Source organism: Streptomyces sp. RerS4, assembly GCF_023515955.1.
Classification (GTDB): Bacteria; Actinomycetota; Actinomycetes; order Streptomycetales; family Streptomycetaceae; genus Streptomyces.
Map to the genome: position 1 here is coordinate 2,168,187 of NZ_CP097322.1, position 18,888 is coordinate 2,187,074.

Consider the following 18,888-nt stretch of genomic DNA (forward strand, 5'->3'; position numbering starts at 1 on the left):
TGACTGCAAACGAGGGGCCCGGACTCCTCCGAAAAGGTGTCCGGGCCCCTCGACGATTCACGGCGGCTGCCGTCGCGTACCGCTCTTACTGGTTCTGGTTCTCACCGCGGTAGTACTCGTACACCCAGCCCCACAGGCCGATCAGGATGATCGGGGCCGAGAAGTACATGAGCCACCAGCCGAAGACGACACCCATGAACGCGAGCGCGCCACCGATCGCCAGCGAGAGCGGCTGCCAGCTGTGCGGGGAGAAGAACCCCAGCTCGCCCGCCTCGTCGGCGACGTCGGCCTCCAGGTTGTCCTGGGCCATCTCGTCCACGCGCTTGGCCGTGAAGGCCAGGTAGTAGCCGATCATGGCGCTCAGGCCGAAGGCCAGCGCGAGCGCGGTGGTTCCGACGGGCTCCTTCGACCACACGCCGTACACGACGGTCATGATCAGGATGAAGACGGAGAGCCAGAGGAACATCTTGCCCTGGATCTTCACTTGCCGGCCTCCTTGTCACCGGTCAGCGCCATGGTGCCGCCGGCCGCGTGGTCCTCCAGGTGGTCGAGGGCCGCGATCTCGGGGTGGTGCAGGTCGAACGCCGGCGATTCACTGCGGATGCGCGGCAGCGTGAGGAAGTTGTGCCGCGGCGGCGGGCAGGAGGTCGCCCACTCCAGCGAACGGCCGTAGCCCCACGGGTCGTCGACCTCGATCTTCTTGCCGTACTTCGCCGTCTTCCAGACGTTGTACATGAACGGCAGCATCGACATGCCCAGCAGGAACGAGCTGATCGTGGAGATCGTGTTCAGCGCGGTGAAGCCGTCGGCGGCCAGGTAGTCGGCGTAACGACGCGGCATGCCCTCGGCACCCAGCCAGTGCTGGACCAGGAAGGTGCCGTGGAAGCCGATGAACAGCGTCCAGAAGGTGATCTTGCCGAGGCGCTCGTCCAGCATCTTGCCCGTGAACTTCGGCCACCAGAAGTGGAAGCCGGCGAACATCGCGAAGACCACGGTGCCGAAGACGACGTAGTGGAAGTGCGCGACGACGAAGTACGAGTCGGAGACGTGGAAGTCCATCGGGGGCGAGGCCAGGATGACGCCGGTCAGACCACCGAAGGTGAAGGTGACCAGGAAGCCGATCGTCCAGAGCATCGGGGTCTCGAAGGACAACGAGCCCTTCCACATGGTGCCGATCCAGTTGAAGAACTTCACACCGGTCGGTACCGCGATCAGGAAGGTCATGAAGGAGAAGAACGGCAGCAACACACCACCGGTGACGTACATGTGGTGGGCCCACACCGTCACCGAGAGACCGGCGATCGCGATCGTCGCGGCGATCAGACCGATGTAACCGAACATCGGCTTGCGCGAGAAGACCGGGATGATCTCGGAGACGATTCCGAAGAACGGCAGCGCGATGATGTACACCTCTGGGTGTCCGAAGAACCAGAAGAGGTGTTGCCACAGCAGGGCGCCGCCATTGGCCGCGTCGAAGATGTGCGAACCGAACTTACGGTCGGCCTCCAGCGCGAAGAGCGCGGCGGCCAGCACCGGGAAGGCCAGCAGGACCAGGACACCGGTCAGCAGGACGTTCCAGGTGAAGATCGGCATGCGGAACATCGTCATGCCGGGGGCGCGCATGCAGATGATCGTGGTGATGAAGTTGACCGAACCGAGGATCGTGCCGAAGCCGGAGAAGGCCAGACCCATGATCCACATGTCGGCGCCGATGCCCGGCGAGCGGACGGCGTCCGAGAGCGGGGAGTAGGCGAACCAACCGAAGTCGGCGGCGCCGTTCGGCGTCAGGAAGCCGGCCACCGCGATGGTCGAGCCGAAGAGGTACAGCCAGTACGCGAACATGTTGAGCCGCGGGAACGCCACGTCGGGCGCGCCGATCTGCAGCGGCATGATCCAGTTGGCGAAGCCCGCGAAGAGCGGGGTGGCGAACATCAGCAGCATGATCGTGCCATGCATGGTGAAGGCCTGGTTGAACTGCTCGTTCGACATGATCTGCGTGCCCGGCCGGGCCAGCTCGGCGCGCATGAAGAGCGCCAGGAGACCGCCGATCAGGAAGAACACGAACGAGGTGACCAGGTACATCGTGCCGATGGTCTTGTGGTCGGTGGTGGTGAGCCACTTCACGACCACGTTGCCCGGCTGCTTGCGCCGTACCGGCAGCTCGTTCTCGTACGAGTCGGCGGCGGCACCCTGGGATTCGTTGAGGATGCTCACAGTTTGTTCGTCTCCGCATTCCGGGCCGGGTCAGTCTGCTTGATGCCGGCCGGCAGGAAGCCGGTCTGCCCCTTCTCCGCCAGCTCCTTCAGGTGCGCCCGGTACCTCTCCGGAGAGACGACCTTCACGTTGAACAGCATGCGGGAGTGGTCGACACCACAGAGCTCGGCACACTTGCCCATGAAGGTGCCTTCCTGGGTCGGGGTGACCTCGAAGACATTGGTGTGACCGGGGATGACGTCCTGCTTGAACAGGAAGGGCACCACCCAGAAGGAGTGGATGACGTCGTTCGACGACAGGATGAAGCGGACCTTCTCGCCCTTGGGCAGGTAGAGGGTCGGCCCCGGGTTGTTCGTGTCCGGGTTCCGGTCGCCGGGAACGCCCTTCTCGTAGACGCCCTCGGCGCCCGCGGGGAAGGCCTTGGTGTAGCGGTCCGGCAGGGAGGCGAGTTCCTTCGGAACCTCGCCCGCCTTCGGCGTCGCGGCGTCACCGTCGACGTTCTCGACGTAGTTGAAGCCCCAGCTCCACTGGAAGCCGATCACGTTGATCGTGTGTGTCGGCTTGGCGGAGAGGGCGAGCAGCTTCGACTCGTCACGCGCGGTGAAGTAGAAGAGCACCGAGACGATGATGAGCGGGACCACGGTGTACAGCGCCTCGATGGGCATGTTGTACCGGGTCTGCGCGGGGACCTCGATCTTCGTCCGGCTGCGCCGGTGGAAGATGACGCTCCACATGATCAGGCCCCACACCAGGATGCCCGTGATAAGAGCGGCCGCCCAGGATCCCTGCCACAGGGAGAGGATGCGAGGCGCCTCCTCCGTGACCGGGGTGGGCATTCCGAGGCGGGGGAAGTCTTTCCAGGTGTACGAGCAACCAGTGGCGGTCGCCAGGACCACGCCCGCAGTCAGCGCCTGCAGCAGCTTCCGCCGCATCGGGCGCCGCGGCGAGCGGTCGGAGCCGTAGGGACTCACGTAGCGCCTTCCCGAGAGTCTCGGCCCGCGCGGCCGGCCGCGGCCGTGTTCGGGTCGGTCGCCGGCCCTGACGCAGGCAGGGGTTTGGATGTTTATGCGGACCAAACCCTACTGGACGCTATTTGGGGTCGCGCGGGGAGGGTGCCCAACGCGCCGCTACTGCCCCCGAAGGGATGGATCCGCCGTACGGGGGACGGTCCATACGGCCCTGAACGGTGGGCTCCGCCGGACATCTGACGGCCCCTGACCCCGCCCGGCGGGCGGCCGGGTTAGCGTGGCCGGATGCCCTACTTCGACACCGCGTCCGCCGCCCCGCTGCACCCCGTCGCCCGGCAGGCGTTGCAGGCCGCACTGGACGAGGGCTGGGCGGACCCGGCCCGGCTGTACCGGGAGGGGCGGCGGGCGCGGCTGTTGCTGGACGCGGCGCGGGAGGCGGCGGCCGAGGCGGTGGGCTGTCGCCCCGACGAGCTCGCGTTCACTCCTTCGGGGACGCACGCGGTTCACTCGGGGATCGCCGGGGTCCTCGCCGGGCGGCGCCGCGTCGGCGGGCACCTGGTCGTCTCGGCGGTCGAACACAGTTCTGTCCTGCACGCGGCGGAGGTGCACGCGGCGGCCGGTGGGACGGTGACGGAGGTTCCGGTCGACCGGTTCGGCGCGGTGACGCCCGACGGGTACGCGGCCGCGCTCGGCGAGGGCACCGCGCTGGCCTGCCTCCAGTCGGCCAACCACGAGGTGGGCACGGTCCAGCCGGTGGCGGAGGTCGCCGGCGTCTGCGCGGAGGCGGGCGTTCCGCTGTTGGTGGACGCGGCGCAATCGCTGGGCTGGGGGCGGGTGGAGGGCGGCTGGTCGGTGCTGGCCGGCAGCGCGCACAAGTGGGGCGGGCCGGCGGGGGTGGGGCTGCTCGCGGTCCGCAAGGGGGTGCGCTTCGCGCCCCAAGGCCCGGTCGACGAACGGGAGTCGGGCCGCTCCCCCGGCTTCGTCAACCTGCCGGCGATCGTCGCGGCGGCGGCGTCGCTGCGGGCGGTGCGGGCGGAGGCGGACACGGAGGCGGCGCGGCTGCGGGTGCTCGTGGACCGGATCCGGCGGCGGGTCGCCCGGCTGGTGCCGGACGTCGAGGTCGTCGGCGACCCGGACCGGCGGCTGCCGCACCTGGTCACGTTCTCCTGCCTGTACGTCGACGGGGAGACGCTGCTGCACGAGCTGGACCAGGCCGGGTACTCCGTCTCCTCCGGCTCCTCCTGCACGAGCTCGACGCTGACCCCGAGTCACGTGTTGCGGGCGATGGGGGTGCTGTCGGAGGGGAACGTACGGGTGTCCCTGCCGATCGGTACCTCCGCCGACGAGGTCAACGGCTTCCTGGAGGTGCTGCCGGGGGCGGTGGCGGGGGTGCGGGAGAAGCTCGGGGTGGGGGAGCCGCCGTCGGTGGCGCCGGTGGCGGAGTCCCTGGAGGTGGACGCGCTCGGGTTGCGGTGCCCGCAGCCGGTGATCGAGCTGGCGCGGGCGATCGGTCGGGTGTCGGTCGGCGGCACGGTGACCGTCCTCTCGGACGACGAGGTGGCCCGCCTGGACATCCCCGCCTGGTGCACGATCCGCGGCCACGCCTACCTGGGCGAATCCCCAGCCCCAGGCGGCGCGGCCTACACGGTCCGCCGCCTGCGGTAGCCCTGGCCGGGCGGCACGGGCGCCGCTGCGCGGGGCTGTCTCCCCGCCCCGCCCTCTCTCCATCCCCCGGACTCCGTCCGGGGCCGCCAGCCGGGACTCCGCCCCGGCCCCCTACGGGGGCTCCGCCCCCGAACCCCCGCGCCTCAAACGCCGGCGAGGCTGAATTTCCGCCCGACAGATCCAGCCCCGCCGGCACCCCTCCAGCCGGGCCGGCACCCCCCAGCCCCGCCGGCGTTTGAGGCGCGGGGTCTGGGGCGGAGCCCCGGCTGGGGGTCCCCCCGGACGGAGTCTGGGGGATGGAGGAAGGGCGGGTAGGGGACGGCCCCGCGCAGCGGCAAACCCGACGACGGACCTCAGCCACGGCCCCGGACCCCGCCCGGTCGACGGACGGAGTCCGTCAAAAGGAGCGGGTCAGGACGGGAGGTGGGAGCGGACTTCCGTTGCGGCCTCGTCGCCGTAGGCCTTCGTGAAGCGGTCCATGAAGTGCGCGCGCGCCAGGGTGTATTCCTGGGTGCCCAGCGTCTCGATGACGAGCGTCGCCAGCATGCAGCCGACCTGCGCGGCCCGCTCCAGGTCGACCCCCCAGCCGAGCCCGGTCAGGAAGCCCGCGCGGAACGCGTCGCCGACGCCCGTCGGGTCGACCTTCGCGGTCTCCTCGGGGCACCCGACCAGGATCGGCTCGTGCCCGACCCGCTCGATCCGCACGCCCTGCGAGCCCAGCGTGGTGACCCGGGTGCCGACCTTGCTCAGGATCTCCTCGTCGGTCCAGCCGGACTTCGACTCGATGAGGCCCTTCTCGTACTCGTTCGAGAAGAGGTACGTCGCCCCCTCCATCAGGGTGCGGATGTTCTCGCCGTCCATCCGGGCGATCTGCTGCGAGAAGTCCGCCGCGAACGGGATGCCGCGCGTACGGCACTCCTCCGTGTGGCGGAGCATCGCCTCGGGGTCGTCGGCGCCGATGAGGACGAGGTCCAGCCCGCCCACCCGGTCGGCGACGGCCTTCAGCTCGATCTGCCGGGCCTCGCTCATCGCGCCCGTGTAGAAGGAGCCGATCTGGTTGTGGTCGGCGTCCGTCGTGCAGACGAAGCGCGCGGTGTGCAGGACCTCGGAGATCCGCACGGATTCGGTGTCGACGCCGTGCCGGTCGAGCCAGGCGCGGTACTCGTCGAAGTCCGAGCCGGCCGCGCCGACCAGGATCGGGCGGCTGCCGAGCTGCCCCATGCCGAAGCAGATGTTCGGGCCGACACCGCCCCGCCGGACGTCGAGGTTGTCGACGAGGAAGGACAGGGAGACCGTGTGGAGCTGATCGGCGACGAACTGGTCGGCGAAGCGGCCCGGGAAGGTCATGAGGTGGTCGGTGGCGATGGAGCCGGTGACTGCGATGCGCACGGCGTGGATGCTCCTGCGGAGGACGGCGGAGGGACAGTCAAAGCTACCCGGTCACGGGGCCCGCGGCCGACCGTACGAAACTACCCCGTAGTAGGACTTCCTTCGCCCGTGACGGCGTGCCTAACGTGCCCCCATGACCTCCACCGATGGCTTCGGGCACACCGAGTACCCCGAGTACACCGCCGACGCCCGCCCCGGCTTCGCGCGCCTGCTGGGCGACTGCGCCCGGATGGCCCCGCACTGGCCGGTCCCGCGCGAGCCCCGGCCGGCCCGGGTGGCCCCCTCACAGATCCACGGCGTCAGCGTCCCGCCGGCCTCGGCCCGCCTGATCGCCTCCACCGCCGCGTACGGCGACTGAGGAGACCGGGGAACCGGTTCCGGGTCCGCCGCGTCACACCCGCATCACGTACGGCGGGATACGCGAAGGAGCGAATCGGTGACCAGCGAACAACCCGACACAGCACGCGCCACACGACGGCGGCCGCCCTGGGCCATCGGCTCGATCGTGGCCGCCGTCCTGGTGGCCGGTGGCGGCACCGCCTACTGGGCGTCGACGGCCCACGGCGACGCCTCGCCCGCGGAAAGCCGTACGGGTGACAGCGCGGCCTCGGCGCCCCGCGCGGCGGGGACCCCTTCGGGGCCCGGCATCGCACCCGGCGAGCCGGATCCGTCCGGCGGGCCGGTGGTGTACCGGGCCGACGTGAAGCTGCCCGAGGGCCCGGACAGGGCGCCGGCCTTCGTGGCGTCCGGGGAGGTCTCCTCCGACGAGGTGGCGCGGCTCGCGAAGGCCCTAGGCATCTCCGGGGTGCCCCGGCTGAGCGGCGAGACCTGGACGGCCGGCGAGGTCGCCGACGGTTCGGGGCCCCGGCTCACGGTGACCCGTAAGGCCCCCGGCACCTGGAGCTTCACCCGCTTCCAGGCGGCCGGCGCCGGGGACGACTGCGTACGCGGCAAGGACACCTGCGGTCCGGCGACCCTGCCCAAGGCCGACGGCGCCGGCGGTACGCCGGTCTCCGAGCAGGCGGCCAAGGCGTCCGCCGCGCCGGTGCTCGCGGCCGCCGGTCAGGGCGACGCGAAGCTCGACGCCCGCCTGACGCAGGGCGCGGTCCGGGTGGTCAGTGCCGACCCCGTGGTGGGCGGGCTGCCCACGCAGGGCTGGTCGAGCAAGGTCAGCGTGGGCGCCGACGGCCAGGTCGTGGCGGGCAGCGGGGAGCTGAAGGCCCCGGCGCGCGCGGCCGAGAAGCCGGTGGTCGGGGCCGTCGAGGCGCTGGCCCGGCTCAACGAGGCGGCCAAGGGCGGCGACGGTACGGGTCCGGGCCCCAGCGGCTGCGCCACGTCCGTCCCGCTGACCCCGGACACCCCGACGGGGGCCACGGACACGCTGCCCTGCAACCCGGAGCCGCGGCCGATGAAGCCGCCGCGGACGGAGACGGTCACGGGGGCGGTGCTCGGGCTGGTCCCGGGGACGGTGGACGGCGGGCGGGGTCTCGTGCCGGCCTGGCTGTTCGAGGTGGCGGGCAAGGGCGGCGCCCCGGCCCGTACGGTGGCCCAGCCGGCCGGGGCCGAGGACGGCGCGACGACCGCCCCGGTGCCGCCGGCGGGGCGTACCGTGCCCGGGTTCTCGTACAAGGAGGCCGACCGGAAGCTGACGGTCAACTTCTGGGGCGGGGTGTGCAGCACGTACGCCCTGGAGGCGCGCGAGGAGGCGGCCTCGGTGCTGGTGAAGATCACGGACACGCCGAACAACCCGGGTCAGGCCTGCATCCTCATCGCGCAGGAGATGTCCCTGACGGTGACCCTCCAGCAGCCCCTCGGCGACCGGAAGGTGGTCGACGCGACCACGGGCAAGCCGCTGCCCCACCAGTAGGAGCGGTACCGGACATGACGAAGGCCTCGGTACCGGTCGGAAGCGACCGGCACCGAGGCCTTCGTCATACTGCCTGGCTGAACGCCGCCTAGCTGAAGGAGTCGCCGCAGGCGCAGGAACCCGTGGCGTTCGGGTTGTCGATGGTGAAGCCCTGCTTCTCGATGGTGTCGACGAAGTCGATCGAGGCGCCGTGCAGGTACGGGGAGCTCATCCGGTCCGTGACGACCTTGACGCCGTCGAAGTCCTTGACGACGTCGCCGTCGAGGGAGCGCTCGTCGAAGAAGAGCTGGTAGCGCAGGCCGGAGCAGCCGCCGGGCTGGACGGCGACGCGCAGCGCCAGGTCATCGCGGCCTTCCTGCTCCAGCAGGGTCCTGACCTTCTCGGCGGCGGCGTCGGACAGGAGGATGCCGTCGCTCACAGTGGTCTTGTCGTCCTGTACGGACATCTGCATTCACTCCCGAAGTGGGCGGCTCCCCGCCGGAGGCTGGGGAAACGTCGGACTCTTGCCGTCGGTGGCAACCAGCCGGCCCGCGGATTCATTCCGGGTCCGACTCCTTGTTTCAGACATTCATGCTCGCACACACCGGCGGAGCGGTGGACCCCGCGAAGAGGGCCGGTGGAGCGAGTCCCGAAAGAGAGGGGCGAATGCGTCACATCGACACTATGGCCATCGTCAAACTGACATGAAGCAGTTATGATAGATAGCGTCATATAGACGAGAAGTCGTGAGTGAAGTCGAAGCGAAGCCTTCAGGATTTCCCTTGTCGCGGAACAGAAAGGGTGCGGTCGTGACCACCGCCCAGCCTTTGGACGTCCAGCCGACGCCCCTTGCCCTGCTGCTGCTCGGCCGTGAGGCCGACCCCAAGAGCGAGCGCGGGGTGGAGTGCCCCGGCGACCTGCCCTCGCCGTCCGACCCGAACCTGGTGGCCCGCGCCCGCGCGGCCAAGGAGAAGCTCGGAGACAAGGTCTTCATCCTCGGGCACCACTACCAGCGTGACGAGGTCATCGAATTCGCCGACGTCACCGGTGACTCCTTCAAGCTGGCCAAGGACGCGGCCGCCAAGCCGGAGGCCGAGTACATCGTCTTCTGCGGCGTGCACTTCATGGCCGAGTCGGCGGACATCCTGACCTCCGACGACCAGAAGGTCGTCCTGCCCGACCTGGCAGCCGGCTGCTCGATGGCCGACATGGCCACCGCCGAGCAGGTCGCGGAGTGCTGGGACGTGCTGGCCGAGGCGGGGATCACCGACATCACGGTGCCCGTCTCGTACATGAACTCCTCCGCCGACATCAAGGCCTTCACCGGCAAGCACGGCGGCACGATCTGTACGTCGTCCAACGCGAAGAAGGCCCTGGAGTGGGCCTTCGAGCAGGGTGAGAAGGTCCTCTTCCTCCCGGACCAGCACCTGGGCCGCAACACCGCCGTCCGCGACATGGGCATGTCCCTGGACGACTGCGTGATCTACAACCCGCACAAGCCGAACGGCGGCCTGACCGTCGAGCAGCTGCGGGACGCCAAGATGATCCTGTGGCGCGGGCACTGCTCGGTGCACGGCCGGTTCTCGGTCGACTCGGTGAACGACGTGCGGGCGCGCATACCCGGCGTGAACGTGCTGGTCCACCCCGAGTGCAAGCACGAGGTCGTGGCCGCCGCCGACTACGTCGGTTCGACGGAGTACATCATCAAGGCGCTGGAGGCGGCTCCGGCCGGCTCGAAGTGGGCCATCGGCACCGAACTGAACCTCGTCCGCCGGCTGGCGAATCGTTTCGCGGCCGAGGACAAGGAGGTCGTCTTCCTCGACAAGACGGTCTGCTTCTGCTCGACGATGAACCGCATCGACCTCCCCCACCTGGTGTGGACCCTGGAGTCCCTGGCCGAGGGCAACCTCGTCAACCAGATCCAGGTCGACCCGGAGACCGAGAGCTTCGCGAAGCTCGCCCTGGAGCGCATGCTCGCGCTGCCGTAGCGGTCACCCGTACGACCCCCGAGGGCGCCCGGCACGTGCCGGGCGCCCTCGGCGTTCTCTTCCCGCGGTCAGACCGTGGCCGGCTCCTCTTCGGTGGTCGGCGGGGCGACCAACGTCAGGCGGGCCGTCTTCTTCGCGCGGCGGCGCTCCTTGCGCAGTTCGACCATCGTGTAGAGGGTCGGCACCAGGAGCAGCGTCAGCAGGGTGGAGCTGATCAGGCCGCCGATCACCACGACGGCGAGGGGCTGCGAGATGAACCCGCCCTCGCCGGTGACGCCGAGCGCCATCGGCAGCAGGGCGAAGATCGTCGCCAGGGCCGTCATCAGGATCGGGCGCAGGCGGTGCCGGCCGCCCTCGATGACCGCCTCGACGACGCCCAGGCCCTGGGCGCGGTACTGGTTGACCAGGTCGATCAGGACGATCGCGTTGGTCACCACGATGCCGATGAGCATCAACATGCCGATCATCGCCGGGACGCCCAGCGGGGTGCCGGTGACGAGGAGCAGGCCCAGCGCGCCGGTGGCGGCGAAGGGGATGGAGACCAGCAGGATCAGCGGCTGGATCAGCGAGCGGAACGTCGCGACCAACAGCATGAAGACGATCGCGATGGCCGCCAGCATGGCCAGCCCCAGCGAGCCGAAGGCCTCGTCCTGGTCCTCGGAGACACCGCCGATGGCGGCCGTGGCGCCCTCGGGCAGGTCCAGCGCCTTGAGCTTGGTCTGGAGCGCGGAGCTGATGGCGCCGGTGTTCTCGCCGACCGGCTTGGCGGTGATGGTGGCGGCGCGAGCGCCGTCGATGCGGGTCATGGCGACCGGGCCGGGGACGATCTTGACCTCGGCGATGTCACCGAGCTTGACCGGTCCGACCGGCAGCGCCTGGAGCTGTGCCAGGGTGCCGGCCGGGTGGGCGGAGCGCACGAGGATGTCCCGCTCGGTGTTCTCCAGTACGGCCTTGCCCACCGGGTTGCCGCGCACGGCCTGCGCGACGACGGCGCCCAGCGCGGCCTGGTTCAGGCCCGCCTCGGCGGCCTTGGGGGTGGCGGTGACGGAGATCCGGGGCACCGACTGGGCGAGGTCGCTCTGGACGTCGGTGACGTCCTTGAGGGTGGCCACCTCGGCGCGTACCTGCTCGGCGGCCTTGTTCAGGATGTCGGCGTCACCGGCCTTGACGACCACGCTCAGGTTCTGGCCGCCGAAGCCGCCGCCCGCCGAGAGGGAGGTGTCGCCGATGCCGTCGACGCGGCCCAGGGCGTCCTGGATGCGCCGCTTGACGGCGTCGGACTGGCTCGCGTCCTCCAGGGTGACCTGGAACGAGGCCTGGTTGGTGCCCGTACCGCCGCCGAAGGCCGCGAGGAAGCCGGAGGAGCCGACGGTGACCTGGTGGTCCTTGACGCCCTCGACGGAGTCGAGGACCTTCTCCACCTTGCGGGCGGCCTCGTCGGAGGCGGCCAGCGAGGTGCCGACGGGCAGCTGCTGCTTGACGGTCAGGACGTCCTGGTCGCCCTGGTCGAAGAAGTTCGTCTTCAGCAGCGGGGTCATCCCGAAGGTGACGACCAGCACGACGATCGCGATGGCGACACTGGTCAGGCGGCGCCGGGTGGCGAAGCCGAGGACCCGGACGTAGAACCGCTGGAGGCGGCTGCGCGCCTCCTTCTCCTCCGCCTCGCGCCGCGCCCGCTCGGGGTCCGCCGACGTGCCCTTGGGGGCGCGCAGGAACCAGAACGACAGCACGGGGACGACGGTCAGGGAGACCAGCAGCGAGGCCAGCAGGGCGGCGGTGACGGTGAGCGAGAAGGAGCCGAACAGCTCGCCGATCATGCCGCCGACCAGGCCGATCGGCAGGAAGACGGCGACGGTGGTCAGGGTGGACGAGGTGACCGCGCCGGCCACCTCCTTGACCGCGGTGATGATGGCGGCCTCGCGCTCCTCGCCGTAGCCGAGGTGGCGCTTGATGTTCTCCAGGACCACGATCGAGTCGTCGACGACGCGGCCGATGGCGATGGTGAGCGCGCCCAGCGTCAGCATGTTGAGCGACAGGTCCCGGGTCCACAGCACGATCAGGGCGAGGACCACGGACAGCGGGATGGAGACCGCGGTGACCAGCGTCGAGCGGATCGAGGTGAGGAACACCAGGATCACGATGACCGCGAAGGCCAGACCGAGCAGGCCCTCGGTGGTCAGGCCCGAGATGGAGCGGGCGACGGCCGGGCCCTGGTCGCTGACGACGGTCAGCTCGGCGCCGGAGCCGAGGGTGGAGCGCAGCTCGGGGAGCTTGTCCTTGACGGCGTCGGAGATGGCGACGGCGCTGCCGTCCTTGTCCATGGTCAGGACGAGGGCGAGGCTGGGCTTGCCGTTGGTGCGGGTGATCGAGTCGGCCTTGGCCGGCTCCTGCTTGACGGCCGCCACGTCACCGAGGCGGACGGCGGGCCTGCCGGCGCCGGCGGTCAGCCGCAGGTCCTCCAGCTGGGCGAGGGAGGTGTAGCCGGAGCCGACGCGGACGGTGCGGTTCTTGCCCTCCTCGTCGAAGGAACCGGCGGGGACGGTCGCGCCGCCCGCCTTGAGGCCCTCGGCGAGCTTCATCGCGTCGAGCCCGGCGGCGGCGAGCTTCGCGTCGTCCGGGGTGATGGTGACCTGGAGGTCGCGCACGCCGTCCACGCTGACCTGGCCGACGCCGTCGATGTCCTCCAGGACGGGGACGACGGAACGGTTCAGCTGGTCGGCCAGGGCCTGCTGGTCCTTGTCGGCGGTGACGGCCAGGACGACGGTCGGGATGTCGTCGGTGGAACCGGCCACGACCTGCGGGTCGACGTCGGAGGGCAGCTTGGCGCGGGCCCGGTTGACGGCCTGCTGGACGTCCGCGACGAGCTGCTTGGTGCCGCTGTCGCCGTAGTCGAACGTGGCCCGGATGAGGGCGTTGCCCTCGCTCGCGGTCGAGGTGATGCCCGTGATGCCGTCGACACCCTTGAGGGTGGCCTCGATCGGCTCGACGACCTGCTTCTCCACCACGTCGGGCGAGGCGCCCTGGTACGGCGCGAGCACGGAGACCATCGGCAGTTCGATGGACGGCAGCAACTGCTGCTTGAGCTGGGGAATGGCTATGGCACCGAAGAGGAGCGCGACGATCGACACGAGGCCGATCAGCGCTCTCTGGGCGAGGCTGAAGCGGGACAGCCAGGACATGGATGTGGGATCTCTCTGCAGTGGCGTATGCGAGCTCATGCCGGGCGGTGCGGCGCGCGCGAGGGCTCTTCAGCCTCGCCCACGCCGCCACGCCCCGGCGTCGATCCCAGGTGCCGTCCTTATGTGCGGCATACCGCGTCCGCAGTACGTCCCCCGTACTCCGCGCGCCGCCGAGACCGGGGGGGCTCAGTCGGAGCGGGGCCGGACCAGTCCCGATTCGTACGCGATGACCACCAATTGCGCCCGGTCGCGGGCGCCGAGCTTGGCCATGGCCCGGTTGACGTGGGTCTTGACGGTCAGCGGGCTGACCTCCAGCCGGGCGGCGATGCCGTCGTTGGGGAGTCCGGCGGCGACGTGGACGAGCACCTCGCGCTCGCGTCCGGTCAGCGTGGCGAGCCGTTCGGCGTGCGCCGAGCCGGTGACGGGGGCGTCGGCGTGGCCGCCCTGGGCGAGGAAGCTGGCGATGAGCCCCTTGGTCGCGGCCGGGGAGAGCAGGGCCTCGCCGGCGGCGGCGACGCGGATGGCGTTGAGCAGTTCGTCGGGCTCGGCACCCTTGCCGAGGAAACCCGAGGCGCCGGCGCGCAGCGCCTGGACGACGTACTCGTCCACCTCGAAGGTCGTCAGCATGACGACGCGGACGGCGGACAGTTCCGGGTCGGCGGTGATCATGCGGGTGGCGGCGAGTCCGTCGGTGCCGGGCATGCGGATGTCCATCAGGACGACGTCGGCCCGCCGGTCACGGGCCAGGGCGTAGGCCTGGGCTCCGTCGGAGGCCTCGCCGATGACCCGCATGTCGGGCTCCGAGTCGACGAGCACCTTGAACGCGGAGCGCAGCAGCGCCTGGTCGTCGGCGAGCAGGACTCGGATCGGGCTTACGGCGTGGGCGTCGGCAGGCTCGGTCATGTGCCCAGAGTAGGGGCGTGGACGAACCGGTCCCCCGGTGGACCGTGCCCCGGCCGGCCATTGCGAAGATCGTTTCCGTGGGGGTCGTACGGGCCTCCGGACAGGGGAAGGCAACGATGGCCGCACACATCGGCCGCTTCACGGACGACGCTGCGCGGGCACGCGTCCTGGCCGCCTACGACCGGGCCATGGCGTACTGGCCCGAGCCGCGCGAGGAGCTGGACGTCCCCACCGGTTTCGGCAGGACCCGGGTCCACACCTACGGTGCGGGTGACCGGACACCGGTGGTGCTCCTGCACGGGCAGAGCGCGACGCCTGCCGAATGGGCTCCGCACATCGTCGCGTTGGCCGGGCAGGGCCGCCGCGTACTGGCCGTCGACCGCGTGGGCGACCCGGGATACAGCACGCAGGTCCGCCGGATCGGCGACGCCGACGACACGGCCGCCTGGCTGGAGGAGACCCTCACCGGGCTGGGCCTGGAGCAGGTCCACCTGATCGGGCACTCGTACGGTGGCGGCGTCGCGCTGCGGCACGCCGCGCGCAAGCCGGAGCGCGTGGCCTCCGTGACGGTGTACGACCCGCCCCGGGCCCTGGCCCCGCTCAGGCCGGGCTTCCTACTGGGCTCCGTCGCCGCCTTCATGAGCGGCTCCGAGAGCCTCCAACGCCGTTGGTTCGCCGGTCTCATCGGTGAGACGGGCGCGCCCGCGGAGGAGGCCGAGGCACAGTTGCGGCTGTCGCTGGAGGCGATACGCGGCTTCAGGGTCGGACTGCCGCAGCCACAGCGCATGAGCGATGAGGAGTTGCGCTCGGTCGCCGCGCCCGCCCTCGTCCTGCTGGGCGGCGCCGACCGCGTGATGGACTCCCTCCGCGCCGAGGCCCGTGCGCGTCGCCTGATCCCGAACGTCCGGACCGAGGTCGTCCCCGGCGCCGGACACGGCATCCCCGTGAGCACCTTCAACACCCGGGTTCCCGAGTTCCTCCACGACACGGAGGAGTCCCGCAGGAGCGGGTGACCGTCAGCCCAGGGCGAGGACGAGCAGGACGGTGGTCGCCGAGACCTCGGCCAGGGCGCCGAAGACGTCCCCGGTGACCCCCTCGAAGCGGCGGACGCAGCGGCGCAGCAGCAGGTTCGCGACGAACAGGGCCGCCAGGACCGCGGCGGCGGCGCGGGCGGCCGCCGGGAGGCCCAGCGGAAGAGCGGCCGCCGCGGCGGCCACCGTCGTGAGGGCGGCCAACGCGCCCGCCGTGGCGCGCGGGACCACGCCGGCGACGGCGGCGCCGAGGCCTTCGGGGCGGGCCGGCGGGACGCCCTCTCGGGAGGCCAGGGTCATGGCGAGGCGGGCGGTGACGGCGGCGGTGACGGCGGCGAGGCCGCCGCGCACCCAGCTGTCGGCGTAGGCGTCGGACAGGGCGGCGACCTGCACCAGCAGCAGCATCACCAGGGCCACGACGCCGAAGGGGCCGATGTCGGACTGCTTCATGATCCGCAGGGCGGTTTCGGCGGGTTTGGCGCTGCCCAGGCCGTCGGCGGTGTCGGCGAGGCCGTCCAGGTGCAGCCCGCGCGTCAGGGCCGCCGGGACGGCGACGGTGACGGCCGCCGCGAGCAGGGGTCCGCCGTCGAGGAGCAGCAGGAGCGTGCCGGGGAGGGCGGCGAGCAGGCCGACGGCGAGGCCGGCGAGGGGGGCGCAGGCCATGCCGGTGCGGGCGGCGGGCCGGTCCCAGCGGGTGATCCGGGCGGGGAGCACGGTCAACGTGCCGAACGCGAAGCGGATCCCGTCGAGGAGGGAGGCCCGTTCGGCGGGCGGCACCGGCGCTGGATCATCGATCGAATCTGTCATCGGCGCGAACGCTACCCGCTTACGGTGGGCGGTAAATTGCGCATTAGATGTCAAATCGGGAGCTGGTGTCGTGGGTCACTGGTGGTATCGCAACATCATCGAGCCGGGCAAGCTGCCGCTCCTGTTGGCGTTGCTGTCCTTCGTGACGTCGTTCCTGGTCACGCGCGTGATCACGCGGCTCATCCGGGCCGGGAAGGGCCCGTTCAAGAACATCACGCCGGGCGGGCTGCACGTCCACCACGTGGTGCCGGGCGTCGTGCTGGTGATCATCGGAGGCTTCGGGGCGATCGGCACCGGCGCCCACAGCTTCGGGGCGGGGCTGTCGGCGGTGCTGTTCGGGCTGGGCGCGGGGCTGGTGCTGGACGAGTTCGCGCTGATCCTGCACCTGGACGACGTCTACTGGAGCGAGCAGGGACGCAAGAGCGTGGAGGTCGTCGTCCTGACGGCGGCCGTGGTCGCGCTCGTGCTGGGCGGCTTCCTGCCCTTCGGCGTCAACGAACTCACCACGGACGAACGCCACAGCCGCGGTCTGGTGGTCATGAACACCGCGACGAACTTCTTCCTCGCCCTGGTCGCCCTGTGGAAGGGCAAACCGCGCACGGCGGTGTTCGGGACGGTCATCCCCTTCGTGGCGCTGATCGGCGCGCTCCGCCTGGCCCGACCCGATTCGCCCTACGCGCGGAAGTTCTACGGGAACCGGCCGCGCGCCCGCGCCAAGGCCGCGCTACGGGCCTTCCACCACGACCGGCGCTGGGCGCGACCGCGCCGCCGGTTCGAGAACTTCATCGCCGGCACCCCCGACCCCGTCGGCACCCCCGACCCGGACCGCGACCGGTCGTGAGCCGCGAAGGGCCCGCACCCCGGTGACTTCGGGTGCGGGCCCTTCGCGGTCGGTGTCAGCCCGGGATCAGGCCGTCGTCGCCGAGGAGCTCCCGGACCTCGTCCAGCGTCGCGTCCGGGGCGGGGAGGATCAGCTCGGACGGCTCCAGCGCGTCGTCCGGGAGCGGTGTGCCCAGCCGCCGCACGGCGTCCAGGAGCGCGCCGAGCGTGCGCCGGAAACCGGACTCGTCGCCGCTCTCCATCTCTTCGAGGAGTTCGTCGTCCAGCTTGTTGAGCTCGGCGAAGTGGCCGTCGGCCACCTTCACCTGGCCCTCCCCCATGATGCGGACAATCATGACGGGCCCCGTCCTACTGCTTGTCGAACCGGTGCTGGGTCTGGGACGTCTGGGCCGTGCCCGGCGCGCCGCCCTCGATGGCCTGCTGCTGCGCGGACGGGCCGCCGGCCAGCTCGGCCTTCATGCGCTGGAGCTCCAGCTCCACGTCGGTGCCGCCGGAGAGCCGGTCGAGCTCGGCCTGGATGTCGTCCTTGGAACCCAGACCGCTCTGGTCGTCCAGGGCGCCGGAGGCGAGCAGCTCGTCGATCGCGCCGGCGCGGGCCTGGAGCTGGGCCGTCTTGTCCTCGGCCCGCTGGATGGCCAGGCCGACGTCGCTCATCTCCTCCGAGATGCCGGAGAAGGACTCCGCGATGCGGGTCTGCGCCTGGGCCGCGGTGTAGGTGGCCTTGATGGTCTCCTTCTTCGTCCGGAAGGCGTCCACCTTGGCCTGCAGGCGCTGGGAGGCGAGGGTGAGCTTCTCCTCCTCGCCCTGGAGGGTCTGGTGCTGCGCCTCCAGGTCGCTGACCTGCTGCTGGAGGGCGGCGCGGCGGGAGAGGGCCTCGCGGGCGAGGTCCTCACGGCCCAGTGCGAGCGCCTTGCGGCCCTGGTCCTCCAGCTTGGCGGACTGGCCCTGGAGCTGGTTCAGCTGGAGTTCCAGGCGCTTGCGGGAGGTCGCCACGTCGGCGACGCCCCGGCGGACCTTCTGCAGCAGCTCCAGCTGCTTCTGATAGGAGTAGTCGAGGGTCTCGCGCGGGTCCTCGGCCCGGTCCAGGGCCTTGTTCGCCTTCGCGCGGAAGATCATCCCCATACGCTTCATGACACCGCTCATGGGCTTCGCGCGCCCCCTTCTGACGGACTTCGCTCCAGGTCACCAACAGTCGCGGTCCTCGGTCACCCGTGAGGACCACCACAGAACCCACAGTACGGGCCCTGTCTCCATTACCGCACTGTTCGAGTGCGGATGCGCTCCTCCTCCAGGACGACTACACCCGCGCCGTGTCAGGCGTAAGGAGTAGGTGATCCCCGAGAGTCGGGTACCCCGTAAGACGCCCGCCGTTGTCGGATCGTTCCCCACCGAGGTGGGGCCCGTGCCCGCGACCACGTAGGCTTGCCGTTGTGTTTGGTAGCCGCTCCTCCAAGGAAGAGAAGGCCGCCGCCGCCGACAAGGTGAGCGCCGACCTCTCGCAGCCCCGTGACCCGCAGGCCCCGAAGGGCCGCCCGACGCCGAAGCGTGCTGTGGCCCAGTCGCAGCGCAAGGCCGTGGTGGCCTCGACCGGCAACCGCAAGGAGGACGCCAAGCGAGCCCGTGAGCGTCGCCGCGAAGAGATGGCCAAGCAGCGCGAGGCCCTGGCCAGCGGTGACGAGCGCTACCTGCCCGCCCGCGACAAGGGGCCGGTGCGCCGGTTCGTCCGCGACTTCGTGGACTCCCGCTTCTCCGTCGCCGAGATGTTCCTGCCGCTCGCGGTGATCATCCTGGTGCTCAGCATGGTGCGGGTCCCCTCGATCCAGAACATCGCGCTGATGCTCTGGCTCGGCGTGATCGTCCTGATCGTCGTCGACTCCATCGGGCTGGTGTTCCGCCTGCGCAAGGCGCTCACCACCCGCTTCCCGAACGAGCCCCGCCGCGGCGCCGTCGCGTACGGTCTCATGCGCACCCTCCAGATGCGCCGACTGCGTCTGCCCAAGCCGCAGGTCAAGCGCGGGGAACGACCCTGAGCCGAGCGACGCCCGGATCGGACGGGGC

At 70.8% G+C, this 18,888-nt stretch carries 17 protein-coding genes; 7 read left to right on the forward strand and 10 right to left on the reverse strand.

Translation table 11 applies throughout. The features are described 5' to 3' along the window. Positions 1 to 85: 85 nt before the first annotated feature. The 3 genes from M4D82_RS09960 to ctaC are packed head-to-tail and all read right to left on the reverse strand — an operon-like array spanning position 86 to position 3,185. Positions 86 to 484: a cytochrome c oxidase subunit 4 gene (locus M4D82_RS09960; RefSeq protein ID WP_249765692.1), complete on the reverse strand. Its 399-nt coding sequence runs from the start codon at positions 482 to 484 to the stop codon at positions 86 to 88. Continuing rightward, complete coding sequence (ctaD, locus tag M4D82_RS09965; RefSeq protein WP_249765693.1) at positions 481 to 2,214, reverse strand: aa3-type cytochrome oxidase subunit I; 1,734 nt, start codon at positions 2,212 to 2,214, stop codon at positions 481 to 483. The genes M4D82_RS09960 and ctaD overlap by 4 nt, the downstream gene beginning before the upstream one ends. Further along, the gene (gene ctaC / locus M4D82_RS09970; RefSeq protein ID WP_249765694.1) at positions 2,211 to 3,185 is read right to left on the reverse strand and encodes an aa3-type cytochrome oxidase subunit II; all 975 of its coding nucleotides are present in this window, start codon (positions 3,183 to 3,185) and stop codon (positions 2,211 to 2,213) included. The genes ctaD and ctaC overlap by 4 nt, the downstream gene beginning before the upstream one ends. A 282-nt stretch (positions 3,186 to 3,467) precedes the next feature. Between ctaC and M4D82_RS09975 the strand changes: the two genes are divergently transcribed. Next, complete coding sequence (locus M4D82_RS09975; protein ID WP_249765695.1) at positions 3,468 to 4,847, forward strand: cysteine desulfurase/sulfurtransferase TusA family protein; 1,380 nt, start codon at positions 3,468 to 3,470, stop codon at positions 4,845 to 4,847. A gap of 411 nt (positions 4,848 to 5,258) precedes the next feature. On the opposite strand, the gene M4D82_RS09980 is transcribed toward M4D82_RS09975, so the two are convergent. Beyond that, positions 5,259 to 6,236, reverse strand: a complete 978-nt coding sequence (locus M4D82_RS09980) for a carbohydrate kinase family protein (protein ID WP_249765696.1) — start codon at positions 6,234 to 6,236, stop codon at positions 5,259 to 5,261. A 133-nt stretch (positions 6,237 to 6,369) separates the two neighbouring features. On the opposite strand from M4D82_RS09980, the gene M4D82_RS09985 reads away from it, so the two are divergent. Both M4D82_RS09985 and M4D82_RS09990 read left to right on the forward strand, forming a co-directional pair. Further along, complete coding sequence (locus tag M4D82_RS09985) at positions 6,370 to 6,594, forward strand: hypothetical protein (RefSeq protein ID WP_249765697.1); 225 nt, start codon at positions 6,370 to 6,372, stop codon at positions 6,592 to 6,594. 78 nt (positions 6,595 to 6,672) lie between these two features. Further along, the gene (locus tag M4D82_RS09990; RefSeq protein WP_249765698.1) at positions 6,673 to 8,103 is read left to right on the forward strand and encodes a hypothetical protein; all 1,431 of its coding nucleotides are present in this window, start codon (positions 6,673 to 6,675) and stop codon (positions 8,101 to 8,103) included. Positions 8,104 to 8,191: 88 nt separating this feature from the next. Here M4D82_RS09990 and erpA read toward each other — a convergent pair whose 3' ends face one another. Continuing rightward, positions 8,192 to 8,548: an iron-sulfur cluster insertion protein ErpA gene (gene erpA / locus M4D82_RS09995; protein ID WP_030010511.1), complete on the reverse strand. Its 357-nt coding sequence runs from the start codon at positions 8,546 to 8,548 to the stop codon at positions 8,192 to 8,194. Positions 8,549 to 8,891: 343 nt separating this feature from the next. Here erpA and nadA point away from each other — a divergent pair, with 343 nt between their 5' ends. Beyond that, the gene (gene nadA / locus M4D82_RS10000) at positions 8,892 to 10,070 is read left to right on the forward strand and encodes a quinolinate synthase NadA (protein ID WP_249765699.1); all 1,179 of its coding nucleotides are present in this window, start codon (positions 8,892 to 8,894) and stop codon (positions 10,068 to 10,070) included. 68 nt (positions 10,071 to 10,138) lie between these two features. On the opposite strand, the gene M4D82_RS10005 is transcribed toward nadA, so the two are convergent. After that, on the reverse strand, positions 10,139 to 13,249 hold the full coding sequence (locus M4D82_RS10005; RefSeq protein WP_249765700.1) for an efflux RND transporter permease subunit: 3,111 nt from the start codon (positions 13,247 to 13,249) through the stop codon (positions 10,139 to 10,141). A 186-nt stretch (positions 13,250 to 13,435) separates the two neighbouring features. Then, on the reverse strand, positions 13,436 to 14,152 hold the full coding sequence (locus M4D82_RS10010; protein WP_249765701.1) for a response regulator: 717 nt from the start codon (positions 14,150 to 14,152) through the stop codon (positions 13,436 to 13,438). Positions 14,153 to 14,268: 116 nt separating this feature from the next. On the opposite strand from M4D82_RS10010, the gene M4D82_RS10015 reads away from it, so the two are divergent. Next, a complete protein-coding gene (locus M4D82_RS10015; RefSeq protein ID WP_249765702.1) occupies positions 14,269 to 15,165 on the forward strand; it encodes an alpha/beta fold hydrolase in 897 nt (298 codons plus the stop codon). A 3-nt stretch (positions 15,166 to 15,168) separates the two neighbouring features. Here M4D82_RS10015 and M4D82_RS10020 read toward each other — a convergent pair whose 3' ends face one another. Further along, positions 15,169 to 15,990 (reverse strand): adenosylcobinamide-GDP ribazoletransferase, encoded by an 822-nt coding sequence (locus M4D82_RS10020; RefSeq protein ID WP_249765703.1) that lies wholly within the window; start codon positions 15,988 to 15,990, stop codon positions 15,169 to 15,171. A 70-nt stretch (positions 15,991 to 16,060) separates the two neighbouring features. Here M4D82_RS10020 and M4D82_RS10025 point away from each other — a divergent pair, with 70 nt between their 5' ends. Further along, positions 16,061 to 16,831 carry a hypothetical protein gene (locus tag M4D82_RS10025; RefSeq protein WP_249765704.1) on the forward strand — a complete coding sequence of 257 codons (771 nt, stop codon included), beginning with the start codon at positions 16,061 to 16,063 and terminating at the stop codon, positions 16,829 to 16,831. A gap of 55 nt (positions 16,832 to 16,886) precedes the next feature. On the opposite strand, the gene pspAA is transcribed toward M4D82_RS10025, so the two are convergent. Together pspAA and M4D82_RS10035 are read right to left on the reverse strand one after the other, a co-directional pair. After that, entirely contained in the window at positions 16,887 to 17,165 is a 279-nt protein-coding gene (gene pspAA / locus M4D82_RS10030) for a PspA-associated protein PspAA (RefSeq protein ID WP_249765705.1), read from the reverse strand. Between the two features lie 13 nt (positions 17,166 to 17,178). Next, a complete protein-coding gene (locus tag M4D82_RS10035) occupies positions 17,179 to 17,973 on the reverse strand; it encodes a PspA/IM30 family protein (protein WP_249765706.1) in 795 nt (264 codons plus the stop codon). 287 nt (positions 17,974 to 18,260) lie between these two features. Between M4D82_RS10035 and M4D82_RS10040 the strand changes: the two genes are divergently transcribed. Then, positions 18,261 to 18,860: a DUF3043 domain-containing protein gene (locus M4D82_RS10040; RefSeq protein WP_249765707.1), complete on the forward strand. Its 600-nt coding sequence runs from the start codon at positions 18,261 to 18,263 to the stop codon at positions 18,858 to 18,860. The last annotated feature ends 28 nt before the right edge of the window (positions 18,861 to 18,888 follow it).